Consider the following 22760-nt stretch of genomic DNA (forward strand, 5'->3'; position numbering starts at 1 on the left):
CAGCCGAAGAGCCGCACACGAAAGCGGGCCCGTCCGGTTCGGACGGGCCCGCTTTCGTGTGCCGGGTGGTGACGATCAGCGCGGTCAGTGGTCCTCGGCCGGGGGGATGTTGTTGTTCACGCGGAACACGTTGGCGGGGTCGTAGGCGCGCTTGACCGCACGCAGCCGCGTCCAGGTGGCCTCGGGGTACGCCTCGTGGATACGCCCCTCGCGGACGTTCTCGAGAAAGTTCACGTACATGCCGGGCACCCCCTTCTGCAGCGCGACGGTGAGCTCGTCGACCCAGCGGTGGTGTTCCTCCGCGGTCTCGAGGTCCTCGAAGATGGCCGCCAGGTTGATCATGACCTGGCGGTCGCGGTGCGCGAAGGCCGTGGCGTCGGCGGGCACGCGGGACGCCGCGCCGCCCAGCACCCGGATCTGCACCGCGGCCATGTCGGCCGAGGACGCGGCGATCCGGTCCAGCATCAGCTCCGCGTCGTCGAGGTCGACGGTGTCCGTGAAGAGGTTGCGGGCGGCGGCGATCGGGTGGAAGTCGTCCTCCTCCGGGTACAGGCCGGGCAACGGGATCGTCTCGATCATGTCGGCGATCGGGGTGTCCAGCGCCCGGAACGGGGCGATCGCCTCGTCGGCGGCCGGTCCCTCCCCCGCGTAGACCATCGTGGCCAGGATGACCGGCGTGCCGACCAGCTCGTCGGGGATGAACGGCATCGGCGGCGCGGCGAAGATGTTGAGGATGCTGGTCAGCTCCTCCGGCGCCTCGTGCGAGAGCTTCACGAAGCCGGCGATGTTCTCCGGCGTCGCCCGCAGGACCAGCAGGCCGCTCACGATCGTGCGCAGCTCGGTCAGCTCGAATCGCAGCCGGGTCACGACCCCGAAGTTGCCGCCGCCGCCGCGCAGCGCCCAGAACAGCTCGGGCTCGTGCTCGGCGTCGACGTGGTGCAGCTCGCCGTCCGCGGTGACCAGCTCGGCGGCCAGCAGGTGGTCGATGGTGAGGCCGTACTTGCGAACGAAGTAGCCGATCCCGCCGCCGAGGGTGAGGCCACCGAGGCCGACGGTGCCGGTGTCGCCGAAGCCCAGCGCGAGGCCGTGCTCGTGGGCCGCGGTGGTGAACTCCCCCGCGGTCAGGCCGGTCCCGGCCCACGCCGTGCGCGTCTCGGGGTCGATCTCCAGGTCGCGCAGCGTCGACAGGTCGAGCAGGATCCCGCCGTCCCAGACGGCGAACGGACTGTGCCCGCCGCTCTTGACCGCCAGCGGCACCCCGCTGTCGCGGGCCGCCAAGACGACCCGCGCCACGTCCTCGACGCCCGCGGGCCGCACGACAACGGCCGGGTGCCGGTCGAGGCCGCCGAGGTAGATCGCGCGTGCCTCGTCGTAGCCCGGGTCGCCGGGCAAGAGCACCGCGCCCTCGACCTCGGCGCGCAACCGCGCGATGGGCACGGCAGCTTCCGCGCCGGCCGGGTTCGTCTTCTCCGCCATGTGAACAATCCCCTCAAATCCTGGTGCGGCGATGGTGGGGCCGGAGCACGCCGGACATCGCCACCGGCTCGAACCGGTCTCCCAGTGTGGGGGCGCCGGAGCGCCGGTGTCTTCTCGGAGCGTGCTTACCCGCGGCGAGCGCGCCGGTCCGGAACGGGTTTCACGCGGCCGCGCGGTGACCCGCCTGCCCGGCGCCGTCGTCGAAGCCGCGCAGCACGTGGCGGGTGGCGGCGGCCAGGTCCTGTGCGAGCCGCCGGATCTCCGCAGGTCCTTCGGCGGTGCCCGGCCCGCTGCTCGTGGCCAGGACGTGGACGGCGTCGCGGACCAGCCCGCACGCCGCGGCGAGGTCGTCCCTCGCCCGCCCGGAGTCCGCCTCGGTCCAGTCCGCGCCGGCGTGCCCGTCCACCAGCGACGCCAGCCGGTCCGCGTGGTGCTCGGCCTCGTCGATCATGGCGAGCGCGTCCGCGGTCCGGACATGGACCGTCTCGTGGCCGGTCACCAGCCCGTCGAGGTACCGGTCCCACCCGTCGAGGGCCATGCCGAGGACGACCCCCACCGACGACGCGGCCCACGCCGCCACCGCCGAGGACCATTGCGCGTCCACAGTGGACAATTCGACGACCCGGTGCGCGGGCACGAACACCCCGCGGGCCGCGGTGGCGGCGCCGCCGGTGCCGGCCACCCCGGCCGGCGGTCTGCCCGCCGCGACCCGCAGGTCGGACCGCGGCAGCAACGCCGCCACCGGGAACGGCGCACCGACGGGCGGCACGACCACCGAGACGACCACCTGCCAGTGCGCGTGCCACGCCCCGGCGGCGAACTCCCACTCGCCGTCGACGACAAAACCGTCCGCCACCGGCGTCGCCGTGCCGCCCGCGGCCGGCGTCCCGCACACCCGGACGTCGGCCGTGCCGAACACTTCCTCGCGCGCCCGGGCACCGAACACGCCGGCGAGCCGCATCGACGCCCAGTGGGCGGCGGCGGTCCACGCCACGGCGGCGCCCGCGCGAGCGAGCTGGGCCGCGACGCCGACCAGCGTCCGGCTGTCGCACCCGTACCCGCCGTGCCGCCTCGGCACCGGCGCGCGGAACACGCCGGCCCCGCTCAGCACGGCCATGGTCGCGGCCGGCACCGGCCCGGTGGGCGGGAGCCGGTGGCCGCGCAGCACGGGCACGAGCCCGGCCACCCGGTCGACCAGCTCCGTGCGCGTCGGCACGTCCGCGTGGGGCGACCCGGCCTCCCGCGCTCGATTTCCCGCCACCGGTCAGGGCCGTTCGACGGACAGCCCGTGGTGGAACTCGTTCCGCGGGTCGTAGCGACCCTTGATCTGCCGCAGCCGCGGGTAGTTGTCCTTGTAGTAGAGCGTGGACCAGGGCACCCCCGAGGTGTTCCAGTCCGGGTCGGCCAGGTCGACGTCGGGGTAGTTGATGTACGACCCGTCGCTCGCCTCGCCGGGCACCGGCACGCCGCCCGTCTTCGCGTACACGTCACGGTAGAACTCGCGCAGCCGGGCGATGTGCTCGTGATCCTCCGCCTCGTCGGCCCACACCGCCATGAACGCCGCCTTGAGCACCGAGTCACGCTGAGCGGTGGCGGTCGCGTCCGGGGCGACGGTGTTCACCTGGCCGCCGTAGCCGATCAGGATGAACTGGTTGTGCTCGCAGCCCTCGCGGGTGAGGTGGTCCCAGACGGTGGACAGCTGGTCCTCGTCGTACCCCTTGCGCAGGTAGGCCGCCTTCAGCTTGGCCCGGCGGATGTCCTGCGTGCCCGGGTCGCCCCAGTTCGGGTAGGCCGCGACGTAGAGCCACGGCTTGACCGACTGCGTACGCACCGCTTCGATCCCGACGCCTTCGCACACCGCGTCGAAGTACTCGTCGAGCAGGGCGGCCGCGTCCGGGATGTCGTCGTCCACCATGGCCTGGAGCAGCAGCGCCCCACCGGAGCGGTGCGAGGCGTAGAACGACGCGGAGTGCTGGGCGTGCCGCGAGCCGGGCGCGCTGTTGTGCTCGAACCACGTCCCGACGTTGCGCAGCACCGTCGTGAACGCCTCCTCCGTCATCGCCTCCCACGACCACATGCAGTAGGCGACGCGCCAGCGGCTCGGCGCCCGGGGCAGCAGCTCCGCGGGCTCGGCGGACGTGGCGCCGGGTGCGCGCACCCAGTAGCGGGTCACCACGCCGAAGTTGCCGCCCCCGCCACCGGTGTGCGCCCACCACAGGTCGCGGTGCGGGTCGTCGGGCTCGCGGGTGGCGACCACGGCGTGCGCGGTGCCGTCCGCGTCGACCACGACGACCTCGACCGCGTACAGGTAGTCCACGACCGCGCCCAGCCGGCGCGACAGCGGCCCGTAGCCCCCGCCCGCGAAGTGCCCACCGACGCCGACCTCGGTGCACTCGCCGCCGGGGATGGTCACGCCCCAGTTCTTGAACAGCACCCGGTAGACGTGGCCGAGGGTGGCGCCCGGTTCGATGGCGAACGCGCGGCGGGACGGGTCGAAGTGCACGGCCGTCATCTCCGACATGTCCAGCAGGACACCACCATCGCCCGCGGTGAAGCCCTCGTACCCGTGCCCGCCGCTGCGCACCGTGACCCGCAGCCCGGTCGCCACGGCGTCGGCGACCACCGCGACCACCTGCTCGGTCGTGGTCACCACGCACACCCGGTCCGGTTTGGCGACGAACCGGTGGTTGGCCCCACGCAGCAGGCTCTCGTAGCGCGGGTCGCCCGCTTCGATGGTGGCCGGCCCGAACTCCGGCACGGGTGCCGCTCCGTTCACGTCAAACACCTCATTCTTCCGTTTTCGTCAGAGCCGCAGCGGTGCCTGCGGGTCGAGGACCGTGTCCTTCAGCACCTGGGTGAACTCGTCGGCCATGGCGCGCATGGTGACCTCGGTGAACTTGTGGGTGTTGAAACCGAGGTAGGCGCTGATCTCGCCCTCGGCCGAGATGTCCAGCTGCCACAGGGCACCGTCCGGGATCTCGGTGGCGCGTTCCTGGGACAGCCGCCGCGGCACGGTGCGCAGTTCCAGGTCACCGACCGTCTCGCCGTCGAGCGTGAACGGCAGCTGCAGCACCTGGAACGCGACGAGCGCCTGGTCGTCCTCGGCCGCCGGGGCCATGACGGCGGGCGCCGCGCCGAGCACCTCGAGGAACGGGATCTCCCGGGAGTACGCCTCGAGGAAGGTCGCCCGGGTCCGCTGGATCACGTCCTGGAACGTGGCGGCGTCCGCGACGTCGGTGCGCAGCGGCAGGAAGTTGGTGAAGTTGCCGACCGCGTCGTGGAACTGGGCCTGCTTGCGGTGGGCGCCGATGGTCGGCACCACCAGGTCGGTGCCGCCGGTCCGCCGGGCCAGCAGCACGTAGTAGGCGGCGAGCAGCACGATGAACGGCGTGCTGCGGTTGGCCCGGCCGGCCGCGCGCACCGCGGCGGTCAGGTCCGAGTCGATGGTGTAGCGGAGCACCGCGGTGTTCTTCGGCAGGTCGGCCGAGCGCGGGAAGTCCGTCGTCGCTGTGGCCATCCGCGCGCCGTCGAGCTTCTGGCGCCAGAACGCCAGCGCGGTCTCCGGCACCACCTCGGCCACCGACTCCCGCTGCCAGACCGCGAAGTCGCGGTACTGGCCGGGCTCGGGCCGCTCGGCGACGTCGTGCCCGCGGCGGCGAGCGTAGGCCTCCGCGGTGTCCCGCGCGATCACCTGCGCGGACCAGCCGTCGACCGCCGCGTGGTGCATGATCAGCACCAGCACCGAGTCCTGCTCGTCGAACCGGCCGAGCACCGCGCGCAGCAGCGGAAGCGGTTCCATGGGGAACGGGCTGCCCTCGAGCTCGATGATCAGCTCCTCGGCCCGCCGGTCCCGGTCTTCCGGCGCGACGGCGGACAGGTCCACTTCGGACAGTTGTGCCGGGCTCGCCGGGAGGACGCTCTGGTACAGGTCGTCACCGTCGCGGACGATCCTGGTGCGCAGCGCCTCATGGCGGACCACCACGTCGCCCATCGCCTCGACCAGCGTGGCGGTGTCGACCCGGCCGCGGACGCGCCAGCTCCAGGTGATGTTGTGCCGCGGCCCGAACGGCCCGGAATCTTCCTCGCCGGCATCGAACAGGCACAGCATCTGCTGCGCGTAGGACACCGGAAACCGCTGCGCCGACGTCGGGTTGCTCATGTCTTGCCCATCTCTCGTGCTCAACGGGTCAGCGCAGGTCCACGCCGGCCTGGCGGACCGCGTCCAGGAACTTGCCCTGGCGAAGCGCCACGGCGATCGTCTCGATGTCGTCGGCCATGTACCGGTCGCGCTCCAGCGTGGGCACCAGCGAGCGGACGGCATCGTAGGTCGCCTTGCCCGCCGGGCTGAGCCCGTCGTAGCGGCCGGACACGTCCACGGCCTGCGCGGCGGCGAGGTACTCGACGGCGAGGATGTAGTTGTTGTTCGACTCCACCCGCCGGGCGTTGCGCGCGGCGATCAGGCCCATGCTGACGACGTCCTGGTTGTCGCCGTTGGACGGGACGCTCTGCGTGCTGGCCGGGCCGATGGTCCGGTTCTCCGCGACCAGCGCGGTCGCCGGGTACTGCGCGCCCGCGAACCCGCTGTGCAGGCCGGGCTCGCCGGAGCCGACCAGGAATTCCGGGAGCCCCGAGAGGTACCGGTTGAGGAGCCGGTTGGTCCGCCGCTCGGAGAACACTCCGAGCTGGGTCAGCGCGATCGTGGTGAAGTCCATGACGAACGCGACGGGCTGACCGTGGAAGTTCGCGCCGTGGAAGACTTCCTTGCCCTCGAAGAACAACGGGTTGTCGTTCGACGAGTTGAGCTCGGTCTCGACGGTGCTGATGGCGTGGTAGACGGAGTCGCGGACGGCACCGAGCACCTGCGGGATGGCACGCAGCGTGTAGGCCTTCTGGATCCAGACGTCGGTGCGCGAGACGTCGCCGTCCTGCTGAGCCTTCGCCTGCTCGCGCAGGTCGGCGTGCTCGACGGCGAGCCGGGTGCCCGCGAGCAGCGCGCGCATGTTCGCCGCGGTGTCGATCTGGCCGCGGTGCGGCCGGGCGATGTCGTGGCCCTCCGCCTGGAACGGGCTCAGCGAGCCGTGCAGGGTCTCCACCACCAGCGCGGTGACGATCTCGGCCTGGCGGACCTGGGTGAGCGCGCGGCCGAGCACCAGGCAGCCGAGACCGGTCATCGCCGAGGTGCCGTTGATGAGCGCGAGGCCCTCCTTGAACCGCAGCTGCAGCGGCTCGATGCCGTGCTCCTGCAGCACCTCGGCGGTCTTCGTCTTCGTGCCGTTCTTGAGGACGTAGCCCTCACCGATCAGCGAGGACGCGATGTGCGCCAGGGGGCCGAGGTCGCCGCTCGCGCCGAGCGAGCCGATCTCCGGGATGGCCGGGGTGATCCCCAGGTTCAGGTAGAGCGCGATGCGCTCGAGCAGCTCGGGCCGGACCGCCGAGTAGCCCTTGGCGAGGGCGTTCAGCCGCGCGGCCACGATGGCGCGGGCCTCCTCCTCGGAGAACAGCGGACCGACGCCGGCGCTGTGGCTGCGCACCAGGTTGGTCTGCAACTCGACCTCTTTCGAGGTGCCGACCAGCATGTAGATCATCTCGCCGTAGCCGGTCGTGACACCGTAGACGGGGACGCCGCTGCGGACCGTGTCCTCGAACTGCCGGCGGCTCTCCGCCGCCCGTTCCAGGGTGCCGTCCTCCAGCTTCACCGGTGCCTGGTTCAGGGCAACGCGCCGAACGCTGTCGATATCCAGCTTGTCCCCGTTGAAATCAATCGACTCGTCGTTATGGACCAGTGTCACTTCTTCACCCCGTAAAATGTCGGTGTGGCGTTCGAGGCAACCGATTCGTGTCGACCTCAGCCACCGGGTTCGGTGAATTCGGGACACGTGGGTCACGTAGCGGCTCGCCCAACAGTGCCGAACCGAGTGGCGAACTTCTACTCCGCACGTGCGGAGTGGGGGCGCACACCGGGAGTTGAACACGAATACGGCGCCCGGTGATGATCGGCGGAATAAAGCGCCGCTGGCGCGATCCCGGCCGCTTCGGCACGCAGAAAAGGACCAAACCATGAAACCGTTCCGGATTGGTGTTCCCCAGGCCAGAGTCGACGACCTGCGCGACCGGCTGTCGAACACCCGGTGGCCGTCGGAGGTAGCCGGTTTCGGCTGGGAGCGGGGCGTGCCGCTGCGCTACCTGCAGGACCTGACGGAGTACTGGCGCACCTCGTTCGACTGGCGCGCCGTGGAGGCGGAGTTCAACCAGTACCCGCAGTTCACCACCGAGATCGACGGCGAGGACATCCACTTCCTGCACGTCCGGTCACCGGAGCCGGACGCCACCCCGCTGCTGCTCTCGCACGGCTGGCCGGGCGGTTTCCTGGAGTTCGCCGACGTCATCGGCCCGCTCACCGACCCCGCCGCGCACGGCGGCGACCCGGCGGACGCCTTCCACCTGGTCATCCCGTCCATCCCCGGCTACGGGTTCTCCACGCTGCGCACCACCGGCTGGAACGTGCCGCGGATCGCCTTCGCCTGGGCGGAGCTGATGCGCCGGCTCGGTTACGAGAAGTACGTCGCACAGGGCGGCGACGCCGGCTCGGTGATCTCCCTCGTGCAGGGCCTGGTCAACCCGGAGCCGCTGCTCGGCATCCACGTCAACATGCTGATGACCTTCCCCTCCGGGGACCCGGCCGAGCTCGCCGACCTCTCCGAGACCGACCAGCAGCGGCTGCAGAAGCTGGCCGAGTTCGACGTCGACCAGTCCGGCTACATGAAGATCCAGCAGACGCGGCCGCAGACGCTGGGCTACGGCCTCACCGACTCCCCCGTCGGCCAGCTCGCCTGGATCATCGAGAAGTTCCAGGCGTGGACCGACGAGTCGGCGAAGGTGCCGGAGGACGCGATCTCCCGTGACCGGCTGCTCGCGCTGGTGTCGCTCTACTGGTTCACCGCCACCGGTGGCTCCTCGGCGCACTTCTACTACGAGGGGGCCGAAGACGTCCGGGCCGCCGCCGCCGGCGCGGTGCCGCCGCCGCAGACCCGTCCGGTCGGCGTCGCCGTCTTCCCGCACGACGCGTTCCTGCCGATCCGCCGGATCGCCGACCGTGACATTCCCACGATCACGCACTGGACCGAGTTCGAAAGCGGCGGCCACTTCGCCGCACTCGAGGAACCCCGGCTGCTCGTCGAAGACATCCGCGCGTTCGTCCGCACACTCCGGTGAGCAGCGCACGACCGAGCAAGTCCGGAGATGACCTCCGCCCGGACCGTCGTCTTGAATTCTGGCGATCCACGGTCCCCCGTTCTTGAAGAGAAGGAGCACGCTGATGGTTGCCGAGTTAGTGGGGCCACCCACAGCAGAACCGCCGAAAACACCAGAAGCCACGGTGAAGGGGAATCCGCCGCGCCGGGCCCGGGTGCCCGTGCTCGACGGCATTCGTGGTCTCATCGCGATCGGTGTGTTGTTCATGCACACCGCCTACTTCGCCGGAATCATGGACCTCGGGCCGGTCAAGGGCGTACCGGTCATCAACTGGCTGACGGTCGGTCTGACCATCATCCTGACACCGTTCTTCCTGCTGTCCGGCATGCTGCTGTACAAGTCCTTCGCCAAGGCGACGTTCACCGGCACGAGCGGGCCGCCGGTGAAGGCGTTCTTCGCCCGGCGCCTGCTGCGCATCGTGCCCACCTACTGGGTGGTGGTGGCGGCCGCGCTGCTGCTGATCAACTTCGCGAGCATCAACAGCGTCTGGTACGTGGTGGCACCGGTGCTGGGGCTGCACTACTTCAAGAACACCGACTCCTCGGGGCTGATCCCCGGTCTGGAGATCACCTGGAGCGTCGTCACCGAGGTGCTCTTCTACCTGCTGCTGCCCGTCGCCGCGGCCTTGATCAACCGGTACGCGCGGAACGCGGCAGGGGACCCGGCCCGGCAGCTGCGCCGGATGGTCTGCTGCCTGCTCCCGTTCGTGCTGATCGGCCCGGCGTGGGAGATCTACACGCACCTGCCGTCCATGGGCCAGTACCCGATCGAGCTATTCTGGCCGCCGATGTTCTTCGGCGTCATGGCGCTCGGCATGGTGCTCGGCGCCCTGAACGCCTACCACGACGTGACCGGCAAGGTGCCGGGACTCTACCGGCTGGCCGCCAAGTCGCCGCTGTCGTGGTGGGCGCTGGCGTTCACGCTCTACATCGTCAACTGCATCCGGCCGTTCGACAAGGCGGGCAGCAGTGACTACCCGCCGATCAGCCAGGCGCTGCTCGACCACGTGCTGACCGTCGTGTGGGGCGTGCTGGTGCTGGTCCCGCTGATCGCGCCGACGGCCCGGTCCCGGGTCATGGATGTGGTGCTGGGCAACAAGCTGAGCGTGTTCCTCGGCCGGATCTCCTACGGCGTCTACCTGTGGCACTTCCCGGTGCTGTACTTCGCCTTCCGCGCGGGCAGCCTGTTCGGGACCGCGCCGATGATGGAGCCGGGCACGATCGCCCCCTGGCTCCTGGTCGGCGAGGTGCTGCTCGGCACGATCGTCCTGGCCACACTGACCTACTACCTCGTCGAGCGGCCCGCGGGCCGGCTCGGCGCCCGGATCGCCAAGTCGAAAGCGGCGATCCCGACCGCGTCCCTCTGAGGGACCGCGGCGACGAGCCTGGTGGAGCGTCCACGTCGGACGCTCCACCAGGCTCAGCCGTCTCCGGGGGCGGGTGTCCCACCGCGTCCGCTGTGGACCTCTGTGCCCCGGCACCAGGAAGCACAGCACGAGACGATTCTTCCGGCGCCGAAAGACACGATGGGATCGTGGGGTTCCTTCCACTCCCATCCGGATGATTCCACGCTATTCCACCTGACAGTTGGAGGTAAGGCATTGAGCAGCGACATCGCGCGGAAGGTCGAGCAGATCTGGCGGGACGTGCTCGACGTGCCCAGCGGGCAGGAGGACGCCACCTTCTTCGAGCTGAGCGGTAACTCCATCACGGCCGTCCGGCTCGTCTCGCGGCTCGAGGAGGAGCTCGGTGTCTGGATCGACGTCGGCGACATGTTCGAGGACCCGAACCTCGCGGCGCTGACCGAGGTCGTCACCGCCAGGGCCGGCGAGGCGGCGGCCTGAGGGACGAGGGAACCGCGTTTCCGGTACCGACCGCGAGATCCGGCCGGCGGCTGAGGCCACCGGCCGGATTTCTCTTGGGTGCCAGGAGAATTCGTGCCGTCCCCGGCAACGACGTCCGGGCCGGTCCACCCGTGGGTGAACCGGCCCGGAGACGTTCGCGCGAACGCCTCAGGAGGCGAAGAACTTCGTCACGACCGGGGCGAGCACGGCGCCGGCGACATCGTGCGTCTGGCCTTCGAGGGACTGGACGTCCACGGCGCTGGGGAGCACCTCGTTCAGCGACTTCGCGGCGTTGTGCATCCACTGCTCGCTCGCGCCACCGTAGATGATCAGCGTCGGCACGGTCGAGGAGTTCCACCGGTCGGCGGGCAGCGGCTTGCCGGACATGAGACCGTCCATGATCGCGCCGTCGTAGGGGACGGTGGGGCCGACGGCCTCCATGATCGGCCAGAACGGCTGGCTGCGCATGCCGTCGACGACCTCTTCGGGAAGGAAGACCGTCTTGGTCAGCGCGTAGCCGACCGCGTCACCGTGGCGGCCTTCCGCGACCAGCTGCTGGGCGACGGTGAGGTAGTCGTCCGGACGCGGCGGGTGGGTGTCGTCGACGATGAACGGCGGCTCGTACACGGCCAGCTTGGTGATGGGCAGGCCGCTGGCCGCCGCGTCCAGGGCCAGCACGGCGCCCGACGAGAGAGCGACGACGTTCGCCGACCCGCCGGCTTCCTCGATGACCGCGCCGATGTCCTCGATCTCCCGCTGGATGGCGTAGGGCTGGGTGTCGCCGCTGTTGCCGCGACCGCGCCGCTCGAAGGTGTAGACCGTGTGCGTCTCCGCGAGCAAGGTCGCGAACTCCGGGGTCCACGGGTCGAGGGGCGAGCGGTACACGAACGCGCCGTCGACCAGCACGACCGGTGGCCCCTGACCGACCTTCTCGTACGCGATCGTGGTGCCGTCCTTGGACGTGACTGTGCTCATGGGAAGGGTCCCTCTTTCCGGGTCTGATACGGGTTACCTCGGCGTCGAATCCTCGTCCGGTCGGACCGGCGCCGCATCTTCTCACTTGCTCCGGTAACGGAAACCGGTACTTCGGTCGCAGGCGGTCACGACGCCAGGCGGGTGACCGCCGGCTCGCCGGAACCGGTGGTCACGGGCAGGGTACGCAGACCCCGGATGACCCACCGGTCACGGTAAGCCGCCTCCCCGGTCGGCGCGAGCCCCGGGAAGCGGCGGAACAGCATCGGCAGCGCGATCCGGGCCTCGAGCCGGGCGAGCGCGGCGCCGAGGCAGAAGTGGATGCCACCGCCGAAGCTCAACGGCTGGCTGTTGACGCGTTCCGGGTCGAAGCGGTCGGGTTCCGGGTAGCGCCGCGGGTCCCGGTTGCCCGCCGCGAGCACCACGACGACCCGCGCACCCGCCGGGATGCGCGTGCCGGCCAGCGTCACGTCCTCGGCGGCCCACCGGCTGGTGACGTGCACCGGCGGCTCGACCCGCAGGACCTCCTCGACGTAGCGCTCGGCGAACGCGTCGTCGACGCACAGCCGTGCGGCGTACTCCGGGTTCCGGATCGCCGTGAGCGCGCCGTCCCCGGTGAGGAACGCCGTCGTCTCGAACCCGGCGGTCAGCAGCAGCATCATGTTGCCGACGAGCTCGCCGTGGCTGAGCCGGGCCGGGTCGGTGTCGTGCAGCCGGACGAGCGAGCTGACGATGTCACCGGCCGGGCAGCCGCGCTTGCGGGCGATGAGCTCGCCGAAGTGCGCCGCCAGTTCGTCCATCGCGGCGTCCGCGGTGGCCAGCGCGTCCGGGTTGGTGAACCCGTCGGTGGCCACCGCGATCGCCGTGGCGAGGTCGCGGAACCAGGTCACCCGTTCCTCGTCGAACCCGAGCATGGCGCCGACCACGGCGATGGGGAGCCGGGTCGCGAACTCCTCCATCACGTCCACCTCGGCGCCACCCGCCCCGAGACCGGCCATCCGGTCCAGCAGCCCGGTGATCGTTTCCTCGATCACCGGGCGCAGCCGGCCCACTTGCTGCGGCGTGAACTCGGTGTTGACCGCGCCGCGCTGCCGGGCGTGGTTGGGCGGGTTGCTGTAGAGCATCGAGTCGGTGAACGCGCGCACGGACGAGTGGTCGCGCCAGTCCGGGTACACCCGGTCGAACGCGGTGCCGTCCTGCACCTGGAGCCGCGGTTCCCGGAGGGCCTGGGTGCACTCGCGGTAGCCGACCGCGACCAGGGTGCCCTCCTTCACCGGGACCAGGCCGCCGTGGGCGCGGATCGCCTCGTAGAGCGGGTAGGGCGCCTGCCTGCCCTCCGGCGTGGCCAGCGCGCGGAACGCGGCAAGCGGATCCATGGTCAGGCCACCCGCAGCTCGATGACCGCCGACGGGCCGGCGGAGTACACGTCGGTACGGCGCAGACCCGCTTGCCGGGCGAGCTCGGTGAACTCGGTGACACCGCGCTCCTTGGCCGAGTACAGGACCAGCATGCGCAGGTCCATGCCGGTGTGCTTCTCCTCGCCCTCGCCGATCGACTCGATCACGAGGATCCGGCCGTTCTTGCCCGCGGCCTCCGCGCAGCGGCGGAGGATGGCCACCGCGGACGCGTCGTCCCAGTCGTGCAGGATCAGCGACAGCAGGTAGGCGTCGGCGCCCGAGGGGATCGGGTCGAAGAAGCTGCCGGTGACCGTGTCGGCGCGGTCGTCGATGCCGGCCTCGGCGAACGTCTCCTTCGCCGACGCGGTCGCGTCCGGCTGGTCCAGCACGGTGCCGCGCAGCGCGGTGTGCTCGGTCAGGATCGCGGTCAGGAGCGAGCCGTCCCCGCCACCGACGTCGATGACGTGGTCGAACGAGGACCAGTTGACGCCCGTGACGATGCCCGGCGAGCGCGAGGCCATGTCGTAGCCGTGCAGCTCGTGGAACGACGCGGTGCGCACCGGGGAGTCCGCCATGTGGTCCCAGTACGGCTTGCCGTAGCGCTGGGGGAACGCCGCCTCGCCGGTGCGCACGCTGTGCAGCAGCTCGACGAACGACAGTTCGCCCCAGCCCATCCCGTCGATGTCGAACCAGGCGCGGGCGCGCGCCGGGTGGTCCTCACGCAGCGGCTGGCCGAGCGGGGTGAGCGAGTACCGGCCGGCCTCGTCCTGCTCGAACACCCCCCGCACGGTCAGGTACCGCAGCAACCGGTCCAGTGTGGCCGCGTGGGCGCCGCTCGCCTCCGCCAGCTCCGCCGCGGTCTGCTTGCCCGCGACGATGTGGTCCGCGACGCGCAGCGTGGCCGCCACCCGGAGCGCCATCGGCGTGCCCAGGCCCGCCATCGCCCACAACCGGGCCGCATTCCCGTCAAGATCGCCGTGCATGCCGGCCTCCTTGTTCCCAAAATTAGTGATGGACTGTTTCGGCACGGCGCCCGCGCGCTCTGCTCCGAGCGTGCGCTGTGTACGTATCGTTGAGCCGCAGAGTTTTCGGTTACGCCTGCGCACGCTCGTGCGGCGCCAGTGCGGCACGCAGGGAGTCGGGGACCGGGGCGGGGCGGCCGGAGCCGTCCAGGTGCACGGCGGTGTGCCCGCCCTCGACGCACACCTCTCCCCCGGACACCACGCGCCACCAGTAGGTGATCGAGGTGGAGCCGATGCGTTCCACGCCGAGGTCGACGGTGTACGTGTCACCCGCGCGCAGCGGCCTGCGGTAGGACGAGTTGACCACCCGCCGCGGGAAGGAGCCCGGCGCACCGCCGGCGGCCCGCAGGAGCGCGTGCTCGGCGTCCTCGGCCCACCGCAGCGGGGCGGTGAAGTGGAAGCTGCCGGACGCGTCGGTCTCCGACCAGGCCACGACGGCCTCCGGGCCTGCGGGCGCGTGCTCAGGCGATGGCGTGGTCATGGCGTTCCTTGTCGCTCGAGTGGGAGTGGCCGAGGTCGTCGCGTCACCGGCGTCAGGCGGCCTCGCGGCGGGCCGCCTGCTCGCCGGCCGGCCTGATCGCCTTCAAGTCGTGCACGGCGCCGGCGGCGTCGTGCCCGTTGCTTCCCGCTACCAGGAAGGTCGCGAGCGCGGCGAGGAGCGCGGCCCCGGCGAAGATCTGGAAGTTCACCGCGAAGCCGGCACCGAGCTGCGCGAGGTAGCCGCCGACCAGCGGGCCCGCCATCGCGCCGAGCCTGCCGAACCCCGAGGTGAAACCGACCGACGTCGCGCGCATCTCCGGTGCGAAGTGGATCGCGATCCGTCCGAAGAGGACCAGCTGGGTCCCGACGGTGCTGGCGCCCGCGACGAAGATCAGGCCGTACAGCGCCGCGATCGGCAACTTGGTGCTCAGCGCGAAGATCGACGCGGCGGCGACCAGGAACGCGATGGGGGTCACGTACTTCGGGCCCAGCCGGTCGGACAGCGACGCCCCGAACAACCCGCCGACCACCGCGCCCGCGTTGAGCACCAGCAGGAAAACCAGCGCGGGGCCGACCGCGTAGCCCGCCGCCCGCATCAGCTGGGGCAGCCAGGTGTTCAAGCCGTAGGAGACGAGCAGGCCCGCGAAGTTGGCCACGGCGAAAAGCACGATCGGCACCGCGAGCCGGCTGCGCAGCGCCCGGCCGAGCGCGGTCAGCCGGTGGCGCACCGAGGGCGCGCCGAGGCGCCGGTCGAACACCGGCGACTCAGGCAGCAGCCACAGCGCGAGCGGTACGACCGTGACCAGCGGCAGCGCGCCGACCGCGAACATGAACCGGAACCCGAGCGGCTCCAGGAAGACCAGCGCGAGCACCGCGGCCAGCATCCCGCCGAGCGGGAAGCCGGCGCACACCAACGCGTTGTTCAGGTTGCGCCGGTGCGCGGGCGCGGACTCGACGGTGAGCGCGATCACCGTCGGTGCCACCCCGCCCAGCCCGATCCCCGCGATGAACCGGAACACGCCGAACGCCTCGGGGCCCGGCGCGAGGGAACACGCCAGCATCGCGACGGAGAACAGCGACAGGCAGCCGATGACGGTGCGCCGCCTGCCGATCAGGTCGGTGATCGTGCCGGCCGTGACACCGCCGATCAGCATGCCCAGCAACGCGTAGCTGCCGATCAGGCCGACCTCGGCGGGGGTGAGCCCCCATCCGGGGTCGGCGAGCAGCTTGGGCACCACCGATCCGTAGACGATCAGGTCGTAGCCGTCGAACACGATGGTGAGCAGGCACAAGCCGATGACGAGCGCCTGTCGGCGCGGACCACTTCGGACAGACAATCGGCTTGACATCGTCACTCCCTCGAGGTCGAACTCGGCCGGTGTCCCGGTTCCCCGCTACCGAAGGGGACTCGCGGCCACTTCCGGCTGTCAGGCGGCCTTGCGCTCGACGACGAGAACCGGGATGCGCCTGCTCGTCTTGGACTGGTACCGGCCCAGCCTGCGGTTGGACGCGACCAGCTCTTCCCACAGCCGCTCGCGCTCTTCGCCGTCGATCTCCCGGGCGACCGCGGCGTACTTGTCCGGGCCGATCTCGACGGTGAGGTTCGGGTCGGCGCAGAGGTTGAGGTACCACTGCGGGTGGTAGTCCAGGCCCGCGTTGGTCGCGGTGACGACGACGCGGTCGCCGTCGGGGATGAAGGACACCGGGCTCACCCGGTCCTTGCCCGTCTTCGCGCCTTTCGTGACGAGCAGCGCGAGGGGAAGACCCTCGTAGTCGCCGCCCACCACGCCGTCGTTGGCACGAAACTCTTCAATGATCGGTTTGTTGTACGACAGGAAGTCGATAGCCATGGTCACCACCCGGTCGAAGGGTTCTGGTCCAAGACCACCTTGGCCCAGTAGTTCGTGTACTGCATCTCCTCGCTTGCCGAGGGGTTGCCCCACCTCAGTCGAGCGCTCGCAAGGCATTGCGGTCGATCTTGCCCGTCGGCGTCTCCGGCAACGCGGCCACGAAACGGAACTCCCGAGGGCACTTGCGCGGCGCCAGCCGGTCCCTCACGTGCCGGCGCAGGTCCGCTTCCCCGACCGGTTCCCCGGCCACCACGAACGCGCGCGTGATGGTCAGACCGTCCGATGTGGAGTGTCCGACGACCGCGCACGCCCGCACCGCCGGGTGGGTCGCGAGACAGTTCTCGACCTCCGTCGGCGACACGTACAACCCGCTGACCTTCAGCAGATCGTCGGCCCGGCCGTGGTAGTGGAAGCAGCCGTCGGCGTCCCGGCTGAACAGGTCGTAGGTGCGCAGCGTCCCGCGCGCCGGAAAGGTCTTCGCCGACTTCTCCGGCGCCTTCCAGTAGTCGATCGCCACCGTCTCGCCCCGCACCTCCAGGACGCCGACCTCCCCGTCGGGCACCGGGTTGCCGTCGTCGTCGGTGATCGTCGCCTCGTACGGCGGGATCACCCGCCCGAGGCTGCCGATCCGGGCGCGGCCGGGCCGGTTGCAGATGACCGCGTTGAAGGACTCGGTCGAGCCCACACAGTCGAGCACCTCGACGCCGAAGGTGTCCAGCCACCGCCGGTGCAGCTCGGCGGGGAGCTGCTCGCCCGCCGAGAGGCACATCCGCACCGAGCTCAGGTCCGCGTTCGGCGCGTCGGGGTGGGCCAGCATCGCCTTCATCATCGTCGGCACGTTGACGAGGACGGTCGGCCGGTGCCGCGCGATCAGCTCGAAGAGCTTCTCCGGCGTGGTGCGCTCGGGGAACAGCACCCCGGTCGCGCCCACGCCCATCGTGTAGAGCGCCACCAAGTCCCTCGCCCAGCCGGAAAACAGCTTGGGGATCGCCAGCACCACGTCGTCCGGCCGCAGGTCGAGCACGCCCTTGGCGAACCACAGGTGGCTCAGCCACGGGCTGCGAGCGAGGTGCCGGGCCGCCTTGGGCTTGCCGGTGCTGCCGGTGGTGAGCTTCCACATCACCACGTCGTCCGCACTCGCCGGGGTGGCGGCCAGCTCGGTGGACCGGCCGGCGACCAGCTCGGCGAAGTCGTACTCGCGCGGGCCCAGCCGGTCACGGGGATCGAGGACGATCATCCGGGGCGCACCCGCCGCCCGCAACGCCCCGGCGACACCGCCGTCGGTGACCACGATGGCCGGTTCGAGGTAGTCGAGGTGGTAGCGGTGCTCCTCGGGTGTGAGCAGGCTGTAGACGTCGACGGTGATCGCGCCGATCCGCTGCGCGGCGTACCAGGTGGCCACGTACTCGACGCCGTCGCGCATCGCGATCAGCACCCGGTCGCCCCGGCCGATCCCGAGATCGCGCAGGGCGTTGCCCACCTGGTTGACCAACGCCCGCAGCCGCGCGTAGGTGACCGGGCCGTCCGGGGTGATCAGTGCGGTGCGCTCGCCGGGGACCGGGTCGAGGAACCGCCGCGACAGGTTGTGGTCCGGTTCCGGGCTCACCTCGGCCGAGGTGAGCGCGTTCGCGGTGGTGACCGTCATCTTCTGGGTAGTCCCTTCTCGTACCCGTCCGCGGACCAGCGGTGGGTGTACATCTCGAACTCCAGCGCCTGCCCGTCCAAGGCCACGTGCACCTCGGCGACCGCGGCGCGGGCCGCGGCCCGGACCGCGGGAACCCCGCAGGACGCCGCGAGCTCGTGCAGCGTGGCGTAGCACTCGCGCAACCGCTCCTGCTCCCGCTCGGTCAGTTCACCGTTCGTCATGGAATCGCGCCGCCTTCGCCTCGAATCGGGGTAGCACACCGGGTGCCACCAGCTCGACGCGTGGCTGCAGCCCGATCGTGCGCTTGATCTCCGCGCCGATGTGCTCGGCGAGGTCCGCGGGCACCGACGCGGGGTCGGCGGGCTCGATCCGCAGCACCATCACGTCCAGCCCGCGGTCGGCGCGCAGCACCGTCTGGAACTCGCGCACGGCGGTGAAGCCGCGGACGACGTCCTCCACCATCACCGGCGTCACCGAGATACCGCGGATCTTGCGCATGTCGTCGGAGCGGCCGATGATGCCGCCCTCGTACCAGTCCCAGGTGCGCCCGCACGAGCACTCGTGCCACGGGCGCTTGATCACGATGTCCTCGGTCCAGTACCGGAAGATCTGCCAGCCCTCGCGGCCGAGCCCGGTCATCACCCGGACGCCGCGTTCCCCGTAGCCGACCGGTTCCCTGGTCTCGGGGTGCAGCACCTCTTCGATGGCGGCGGGCTCGATGATGTGGCTCACGCCGGCCCGGGCCGGGCACTCGAAGGTGAAGACGGTCGCCAGCTCGGTCATGCCCGCGACGTCGAACACCTTGGCGCCGAAGCCTTCCGCGATCGCGCGGACGGTGGCGGGCGGGCGCGGCTCCGCCCCGGTGATCACGGTCTTCAGGTTGCCGTCGACGGCCAGGTCGATCCCCATGTCCTTGGCGACCTCCAGCAGCCGCAGGGCGTAGGTCGGGGTGCAGCCCATGACCTCGATCTGGTAGTCGACCAGGAGCCGGACCCGGGCGGCGGAGTCCATCGAACCGGTGGGCAGGACCGTGCAGCCCATCCGCATCATCGCGTCCTGCATCCCCCAGAACCCGATGAACATGCCGTAGCCGAAGGCGACGATGCCGCGCTGGCCCGGCCGCACGCCGACGCCGTGCAGCACGGTGCACCACTGGTCCACCGCCCACGTCCAGTCCCGCACCGTGTCGAACGTCCGCAGCGGGGTGTGCCCGCTGGTGCCGCTGGTCTGGTGGAACCGCATGCCGGCCACCGGGTCGATGGAGGGCAGCAGGCCGAACGGCGGTGCCATCTCCTCGGCGGCCACGAGGTCCTTCTTGGTCACCAACGGCACCCGCCGCACGTAGTCCTCGAAGGACGAGATGTCCTCGGGGATCCGGTCGGACCAGAACTTGGAGCCCCTCGCCTGCGCCAGCGCCACGCGCAGCTTGCGCCACTGCCACGCCGCCAGCTCCTCGCGGGGCATCGTCTCGGTCCGCCGGTTCCAGAACGGTGAGTCGGGCTCGCTGCCCGGAGCGTTCATCGCGTCTCCCCAGTTTCGATATCAGTTGAGCCGAAGTGCAGGACGCACAGGTCGGCCCGGCCCGTCGCGATCGCCGTGTCCGCCGCGTCGAGCGTGCGCATGCCGTCGTCCACGACCACGACGAGACCGGTCTCGTTGCGGACGGCGTCGGCGGCCTGCAGGACCTGCCCGGCCGGTGGCGGCTCCCCTGCCGCGGGTCCGAGCAGCACGACGGCCATCCCGGCCGCCTCGAGAGTGCGGGCGAGCGCGACGGCCGCCGCGGTGCCGGGCTCGGAGTCGCAGCCGGCCTCGAGGCCCAGCACCACGCCGACGGGGTGCTCCGCGGGCCACTGCGCGCGCAGAACGCTCAGCGCGTCCCGCGGCGGGTCGGCGAGCAGCCCGGCGACGGGGTGCGCGGACAGGTCGAGCAGGGCGAGCTGGTGACCCGTGTCCCGCGCGGCCGCGAGGCCGGCGGCGAGCCGGTCCGCGGTGACCACCGCCGCGGTGAGCGTGCCCGGCGCGGGCGGACCACCGAGCACGAGTCCGGCGCCGGCGCCCTCGGCCGGGCCCGTGGTGACGACCCGGTTCGCCGTCCGCAGCCCGCCGATGTCGGCGGGGGCGAACACCGGCGACGGGGCGATCCTGGTCGGCGTGCCGGTGGCGCGGGAGTGGAACCACGCGTTGAACCGGCGGATGAAGTCCGGGTCGCGCCGGGCGATGTCGGCGAAGCCGATCCGCCAGGACCGCGCCGTCAGCTGGTAGGCGAACTGGATGGGCGCGTAGTCCAGGTAGCGCACCACGTTGTCGAAGTACCGCTCCGACAGGCGGCCCGCAACCTGGAACTGCTCGACCCGGTCCCGGCGGACCTTCTCGTACATCGCGAGGGCGTCGGGGATCCTGGTCGGCTGGGCGCGCAGCTGGGCGGCCAGCGCGATCGCGTCCTCGATCGCGAGGCGCGTGCCGGAACCGATGGACCAGTGCGCGGTGTGCGCGGCGTCGCCGATCAGCACGACGTCGTCGGTGTGCCAGGTGTCGCAGCGCAGATGCCGGAACCGGGACCACACCGGACCGCGGCGCAGGATCGGCTTGCCGTCGAGGTGATCGGCGAACACCCGCTCGCAGAACGCCGTCGACTCCTCGACGGACATGCCGGACAGGCCGGAGCTCTGCCAGGTCTCCTCGGACACGTAGATGATCAGCGAGCTCCAGGACTGCCCGGACGGGTAGACGTAGCCCTGGAACAGTCCCCACTCGGTGTCGACGAAGATGTAGGCGAAGGTGGGTGCCGCCGCCTCGACGCCGAACCAGCCGTACCAGAACGACCCGAGCTCGACGCGCGGGCCGAACTCGGCCTCCCGCTGGCCGCGCACGAACGAGTTCAGCCCGTCGGCGCCGACGACGAGGTCGGCGCCGGAGTGGTCGGCGAGGTCGCTCACCCGGTGGCCGTAGTGGAGCCCGACGCCGAGCGCGGTGGCGCGCTCGCGCAGAGTGGACAACAGCGCGTCGCGCCCGATGCCGTGGAACCGGTTGCCCTCGACCAGGTACCGCGCGTCCCGGTAGCGGATCTCCACCTTGGACCAGCTCATCCCCGCGCGTTCGATCGCCTCGAACGCCTCGGGGTCCACTTTGGACAGCTCGTCGAGCGACCCTTCGGGGAAGACCACCGCCCAGCCCGCGCTCGCGTCCGGCTCGTTGCGCTCGTAGACCCGGACGTCGGCTACACCGTCGCGGCGCAGCAGGGTGGACAGGAACAACCCCGCGGGGCCGCCACCGATGATGTCAACGCGCATGCGCACTCCTCGACCGTGCTGATCCGGAAAGAATGGTGGCGGCTTTCCAGCGGCGCACGGTGTCCCCGGCCGCGGCCACCCGTGCCGCCGGAGCGGTCCTGGCCAGTCCGCGGTACAGCTCGCTGCCGACGACGACCCCCGCGACGTGCGGGGCGACCGCGCGGATGTCGTGTTCGTCGCGCAGCCCGAACCCGCCGAGGAACGGCTTGGTGGCCTCGCGCGCCGCTGCCTCGGCGAACCGGCCGGCCTCGACGGGGTCGAGCCGGACGCCGGTGCGCTCCGCCAGTGCCTGGTAGGTGAAGTGGCGAGCGGCGTCCTCGAGCTCGCGGCGGCGCGCGGGGCCGGTGGCCGCGGTGAGGAGCGGGACCGCGCTCAACCCGGCGGCGGCCACCCGGTCCGCAGTGAGCCGGCCGGCCGGGTCGGTCAGGACCAGTCCGTCCAGTTCGGACTTGTCGCTCCACTCCAGCAGCCGGTCCGCGCCGAGGTCGGTGACGGTGCTCGGGTACACCAAAGCCAGCAGCGGCACCTGTGGCAGGCGCGTGCGCAGCTCGCCCACCAGTTCCCAGGCCCGCTCGGGCGCGCACGACCGGGCGCGGTCGAACGACGCCGCGATGTCGGCACCGCGCGGCCGCGTCCCCGCGGTCGGGATACCGAACTCGAGCACGTCCGCGCCCGCCGCGACGACGGCCTCCGCCAGTTCGAGGGGGTCGGCCGGCGAGCCGGTGACCGGGTCGCCGAGGGTCAGGTAGACGACCAGCAGCCGCTCGCCGCGCGTCTCCGCGCGGCGCAACCGGTCGCCCACCCGGTCTAACGTAGGCACAGCCAGGCTCCTTCGCGCATGTCGCGGAGCAGTCCCGCGGGATCGTCGCTCTTGGCCAGCGCGGTGCCGACGAGCACGCCCTCGGCACCGGCGGCCGCCGCCCGCGTGACGTCGTCGGCGGTGAAGAAGGCGCTTTCGGAGAGGATGAGCACCTCGGAGGGCACCTCGGGGGCCAGCACCTCGGTGACGCGGACCGTGCCGGGATCCAGCTCCAGTGCGACGATGTCGCGGTTGTTGACGGCCACGGCCACCGGGTCGAGGGCCAGCGCCCGGCGCAGGTGGCTCCGGGTGTGCACGCCGAACAGCACCTCGAGGCCGAGTCCCACCGCGTAGTCGCGCAGCCGTTCGAGCTGCCCGGCCGGCGTCGTGTTGATGGACAGCTGGACCGCGTCGAACCCGGCGTCCACCGACTCCTCGAGCTGGGTCGTGGTGCAGAAGAACTCCTTGCGCATCAGGGGGAGGTCGGTCCGGGCGCGGATCTTCGCGGCCAGGTCGACGCCGCCGGCGAAGTACACGGAATCGGTCGGCATGGTCAGGGCGGCCACCCCACCCTCGATGAGGGTGTCCAGAAAAAGGTCCAGCCGGTTCAGGTCGATCAGATCGCCGTCGCGGGGTGAGCGGAGCTTCACGTCGGCGAGCACCGCGACCTTCCCCGTCCGGCGCGCGGATGCCAGGACCTCGTAGACACTGCGGCAGTCCATGGTTCTCCTCCTT

19 protein-coding genes and 1 pseudogene are annotated in these 22760 nt (G+C 71.3%); 3 read left to right on the plus strand and 17 right to left on the minus strand.

Going from position 1 to position 22760, the window contains the following annotated elements; all coding sequences use genetic code 11:
* Nucleotides 1-84: 84 nt before the first annotated feature.
* The 5 genes from ACLJQZ_RS11330 to cmdF form a co-directional block, all read right to left on the minus strand.
* A complete protein-coding gene (locus ACLJQZ_RS11330; protein WP_410619960.1) occupies nucleotides 85-1476 on the minus strand; it encodes an FAD-binding oxidoreductase in 1392 nt (463 codons plus the stop codon).
* A 160-nt stretch (nucleotides 1477-1636) separates the two neighbouring features.
* Nucleotides 1637-2692: a hypothetical protein gene (locus tag ACLJQZ_RS11335; RefSeq protein ID WP_410619961.1), complete on the minus strand. Its 1056-nt coding sequence runs from the start codon at nucleotides 2690-2692 to the stop codon at nucleotides 1637-1639.
* Nucleotides 2693-2740: 48 nt separating this feature from the next.
* The gene (locus ACLJQZ_RS11340; RefSeq protein WP_410619962.1) at nucleotides 2741-4252 is read right to left on the minus strand and encodes an FAD-binding oxidoreductase; all 1512 of its coding nucleotides are present in this window, start codon (nucleotides 4250-4252) and stop codon (nucleotides 2741-2743) included.
* A gap of 27 nt (nucleotides 4253-4279) precedes the next feature.
* Nucleotides 4280-5635 carry a condensation domain-containing protein gene (locus ACLJQZ_RS11345; protein ID WP_410619963.1) on the minus strand — a complete coding sequence of 452 codons (1356 nt, stop codon included), beginning with the start codon at nucleotides 5633-5635 and terminating at the stop codon, nucleotides 4280-4282.
* 28 nt (nucleotides 5636-5663) lie between these two features.
* Nucleotides 5664-7265, minus strand: a complete 1602-nt coding sequence (cmdF, locus tag ACLJQZ_RS11350) for a tyrosine 2,3-aminomutase (protein ID WP_410619965.1) — start codon at nucleotides 7263-7265, stop codon at nucleotides 5664-5666.
* A gap of 268 nt (nucleotides 7266-7533) precedes the next feature.
* On the opposite strand from cmdF, the gene ACLJQZ_RS11355 reads away from it, so the two are divergent.
* The 3 genes from ACLJQZ_RS11355 (at nucleotide 7534) to ACLJQZ_RS11365 (ending at nucleotide 10570) form a co-directional block, all read left to right on the plus strand.
* A complete protein-coding gene (locus ACLJQZ_RS11355) occupies nucleotides 7534-8688 on the plus strand; it encodes an epoxide hydrolase family protein (RefSeq protein WP_410619966.1) in 1155 nt (384 codons plus the stop codon).
* A 163-nt stretch (nucleotides 8689-8851) separates the two neighbouring features.
* The gene (locus ACLJQZ_RS11360; RefSeq protein WP_410619967.1) at nucleotides 8852-10093 is read left to right on the plus strand and encodes an acyltransferase family protein; all 1242 of its coding nucleotides are present in this window, start codon (nucleotides 8852-8854) and stop codon (nucleotides 10091-10093) included.
* 234 nt (nucleotides 10094-10327) lie between these two features.
* Nucleotides 10328-10570 (plus strand): phosphopantetheine-binding protein, encoded by a 243-nt coding sequence (locus ACLJQZ_RS11365; protein ID WP_410619968.1) that lies wholly within the window; start codon nucleotides 10328-10330, stop codon nucleotides 10568-10570.
* A gap of 168 nt (nucleotides 10571-10738) precedes the next feature.
* Here ACLJQZ_RS11365 and ACLJQZ_RS11370 read toward each other — a convergent pair whose 3' ends face one another.
* The 12 genes and pseudogenes from ACLJQZ_RS11370 to ACLJQZ_RS11425 form a co-directional block, all read right to left on the minus strand.
* Nucleotides 10739-11545 (minus strand): alpha/beta fold hydrolase, encoded by an 807-nt coding sequence (locus ACLJQZ_RS11370; protein ID WP_410619969.1) that lies wholly within the window; start codon nucleotides 11543-11545, stop codon nucleotides 10739-10741.
* Between the two features lie 125 nt (nucleotides 11546-11670).
* On the minus strand, nucleotides 11671-12918 hold the full coding sequence (locus ACLJQZ_RS11375; RefSeq protein WP_410619970.1) for a cytochrome P450: 1248 nt from the start codon (nucleotides 12916-12918) through the stop codon (nucleotides 11671-11673).
* Nucleotides 12919-12920: 2 nt separating this feature from the next.
* Entirely contained in the window at nucleotides 12921-13922 is a 1002-nt protein-coding gene (locus tag ACLJQZ_RS11380; protein ID WP_410619971.1) for a methyltransferase, read from the minus strand.
* Between the two features lie 109 nt (nucleotides 13923-14031).
* Nucleotides 14032-14442, minus strand: coding sequence for an acyl-CoA thioesterase (locus ACLJQZ_RS11385; protein ID WP_410619972.1), 411 nt, complete (start codon nucleotides 14440-14442; stop codon nucleotides 14032-14034).
* A 52-nt stretch (nucleotides 14443-14494) separates the two neighbouring features.
* Nucleotides 14495-15790 (minus strand): MFS transporter, encoded by a 1296-nt coding sequence (locus ACLJQZ_RS11390; protein ID WP_410619973.1) that lies wholly within the window; start codon nucleotides 15788-15790, stop codon nucleotides 14495-14497.
* A 78-nt stretch (nucleotides 15791-15868) separates the two neighbouring features.
* The gene (locus tag ACLJQZ_RS11395; RefSeq protein ID WP_410619974.1) at nucleotides 15869-16291 is read right to left on the minus strand and encodes a nitroreductase/quinone reductase family protein; all 423 of its coding nucleotides are present in this window, start codon (nucleotides 16289-16291) and stop codon (nucleotides 15869-15871) included.
* A gap of 94 nt (nucleotides 16292-16385) precedes the next feature.
* A complete protein-coding gene (locus ACLJQZ_RS11400; RefSeq protein ID WP_410619975.1) occupies nucleotides 16386-17936 on the minus strand; it encodes a benzoate-CoA ligase family protein in 1551 nt (516 codons plus the stop codon).
* Nucleotides 17933-18157: a DUF6052 family protein gene (locus ACLJQZ_RS11405; RefSeq protein WP_410619976.1), complete on the minus strand. Its 225-nt coding sequence runs from the start codon at nucleotides 18155-18157 to the stop codon at nucleotides 17933-17935. Before ACLJQZ_RS11405 ends, ACLJQZ_RS11400 begins: the two co-directional genes overlap by 4 nt.
* Nucleotides 18144-19457 (minus strand): phenylacetate--CoA ligase family protein, encoded by a 1314-nt coding sequence (locus ACLJQZ_RS11410; RefSeq protein ID WP_410619977.1) that lies wholly within the window; start codon nucleotides 19455-19457, stop codon nucleotides 18144-18146. The genes ACLJQZ_RS11405 and ACLJQZ_RS11410 overlap by 14 nt, the downstream gene beginning before the upstream one ends.
* Nucleotides 19454-21226 (minus strand): FAD-dependent monooxygenase, encoded by a 1773-nt coding sequence (locus ACLJQZ_RS11415; RefSeq protein ID WP_410619978.1) that lies wholly within the window; start codon nucleotides 21224-21226, stop codon nucleotides 19454-19456. The genes ACLJQZ_RS11410 and ACLJQZ_RS11415 overlap by 4 nt, the downstream gene beginning before the upstream one ends.
* Nucleotides 21216-22046: a tryptophan synthase subunit alpha gene (locus tag ACLJQZ_RS11420; protein ID WP_410619979.1), complete on the minus strand. Its 831-nt coding sequence runs from the start codon at nucleotides 22044-22046 to the stop codon at nucleotides 21216-21218. Before ACLJQZ_RS11420 ends, ACLJQZ_RS11415 begins: the two co-directional genes overlap by 11 nt.
* Nucleotides 22034-22753, minus strand: a pseudogene (locus ACLJQZ_RS11425) (hypothetical protein); the annotation flags it as partial. The gene ACLJQZ_RS11420 and the pseudogene ACLJQZ_RS11425, both read right to left, overlap by 13 nt.
* Nucleotides 22754-22760: the final 7 nt, after the last annotated feature.

Source organism: Amycolatopsis sp. cmx-8-4, from assembly GCF_046548675.1.
In the GTDB taxonomy this organism is placed as follows: domain Bacteria; phylum Actinomycetota; class Actinomycetes; order Mycobacteriales; family Pseudonocardiaceae; genus Amycolatopsis.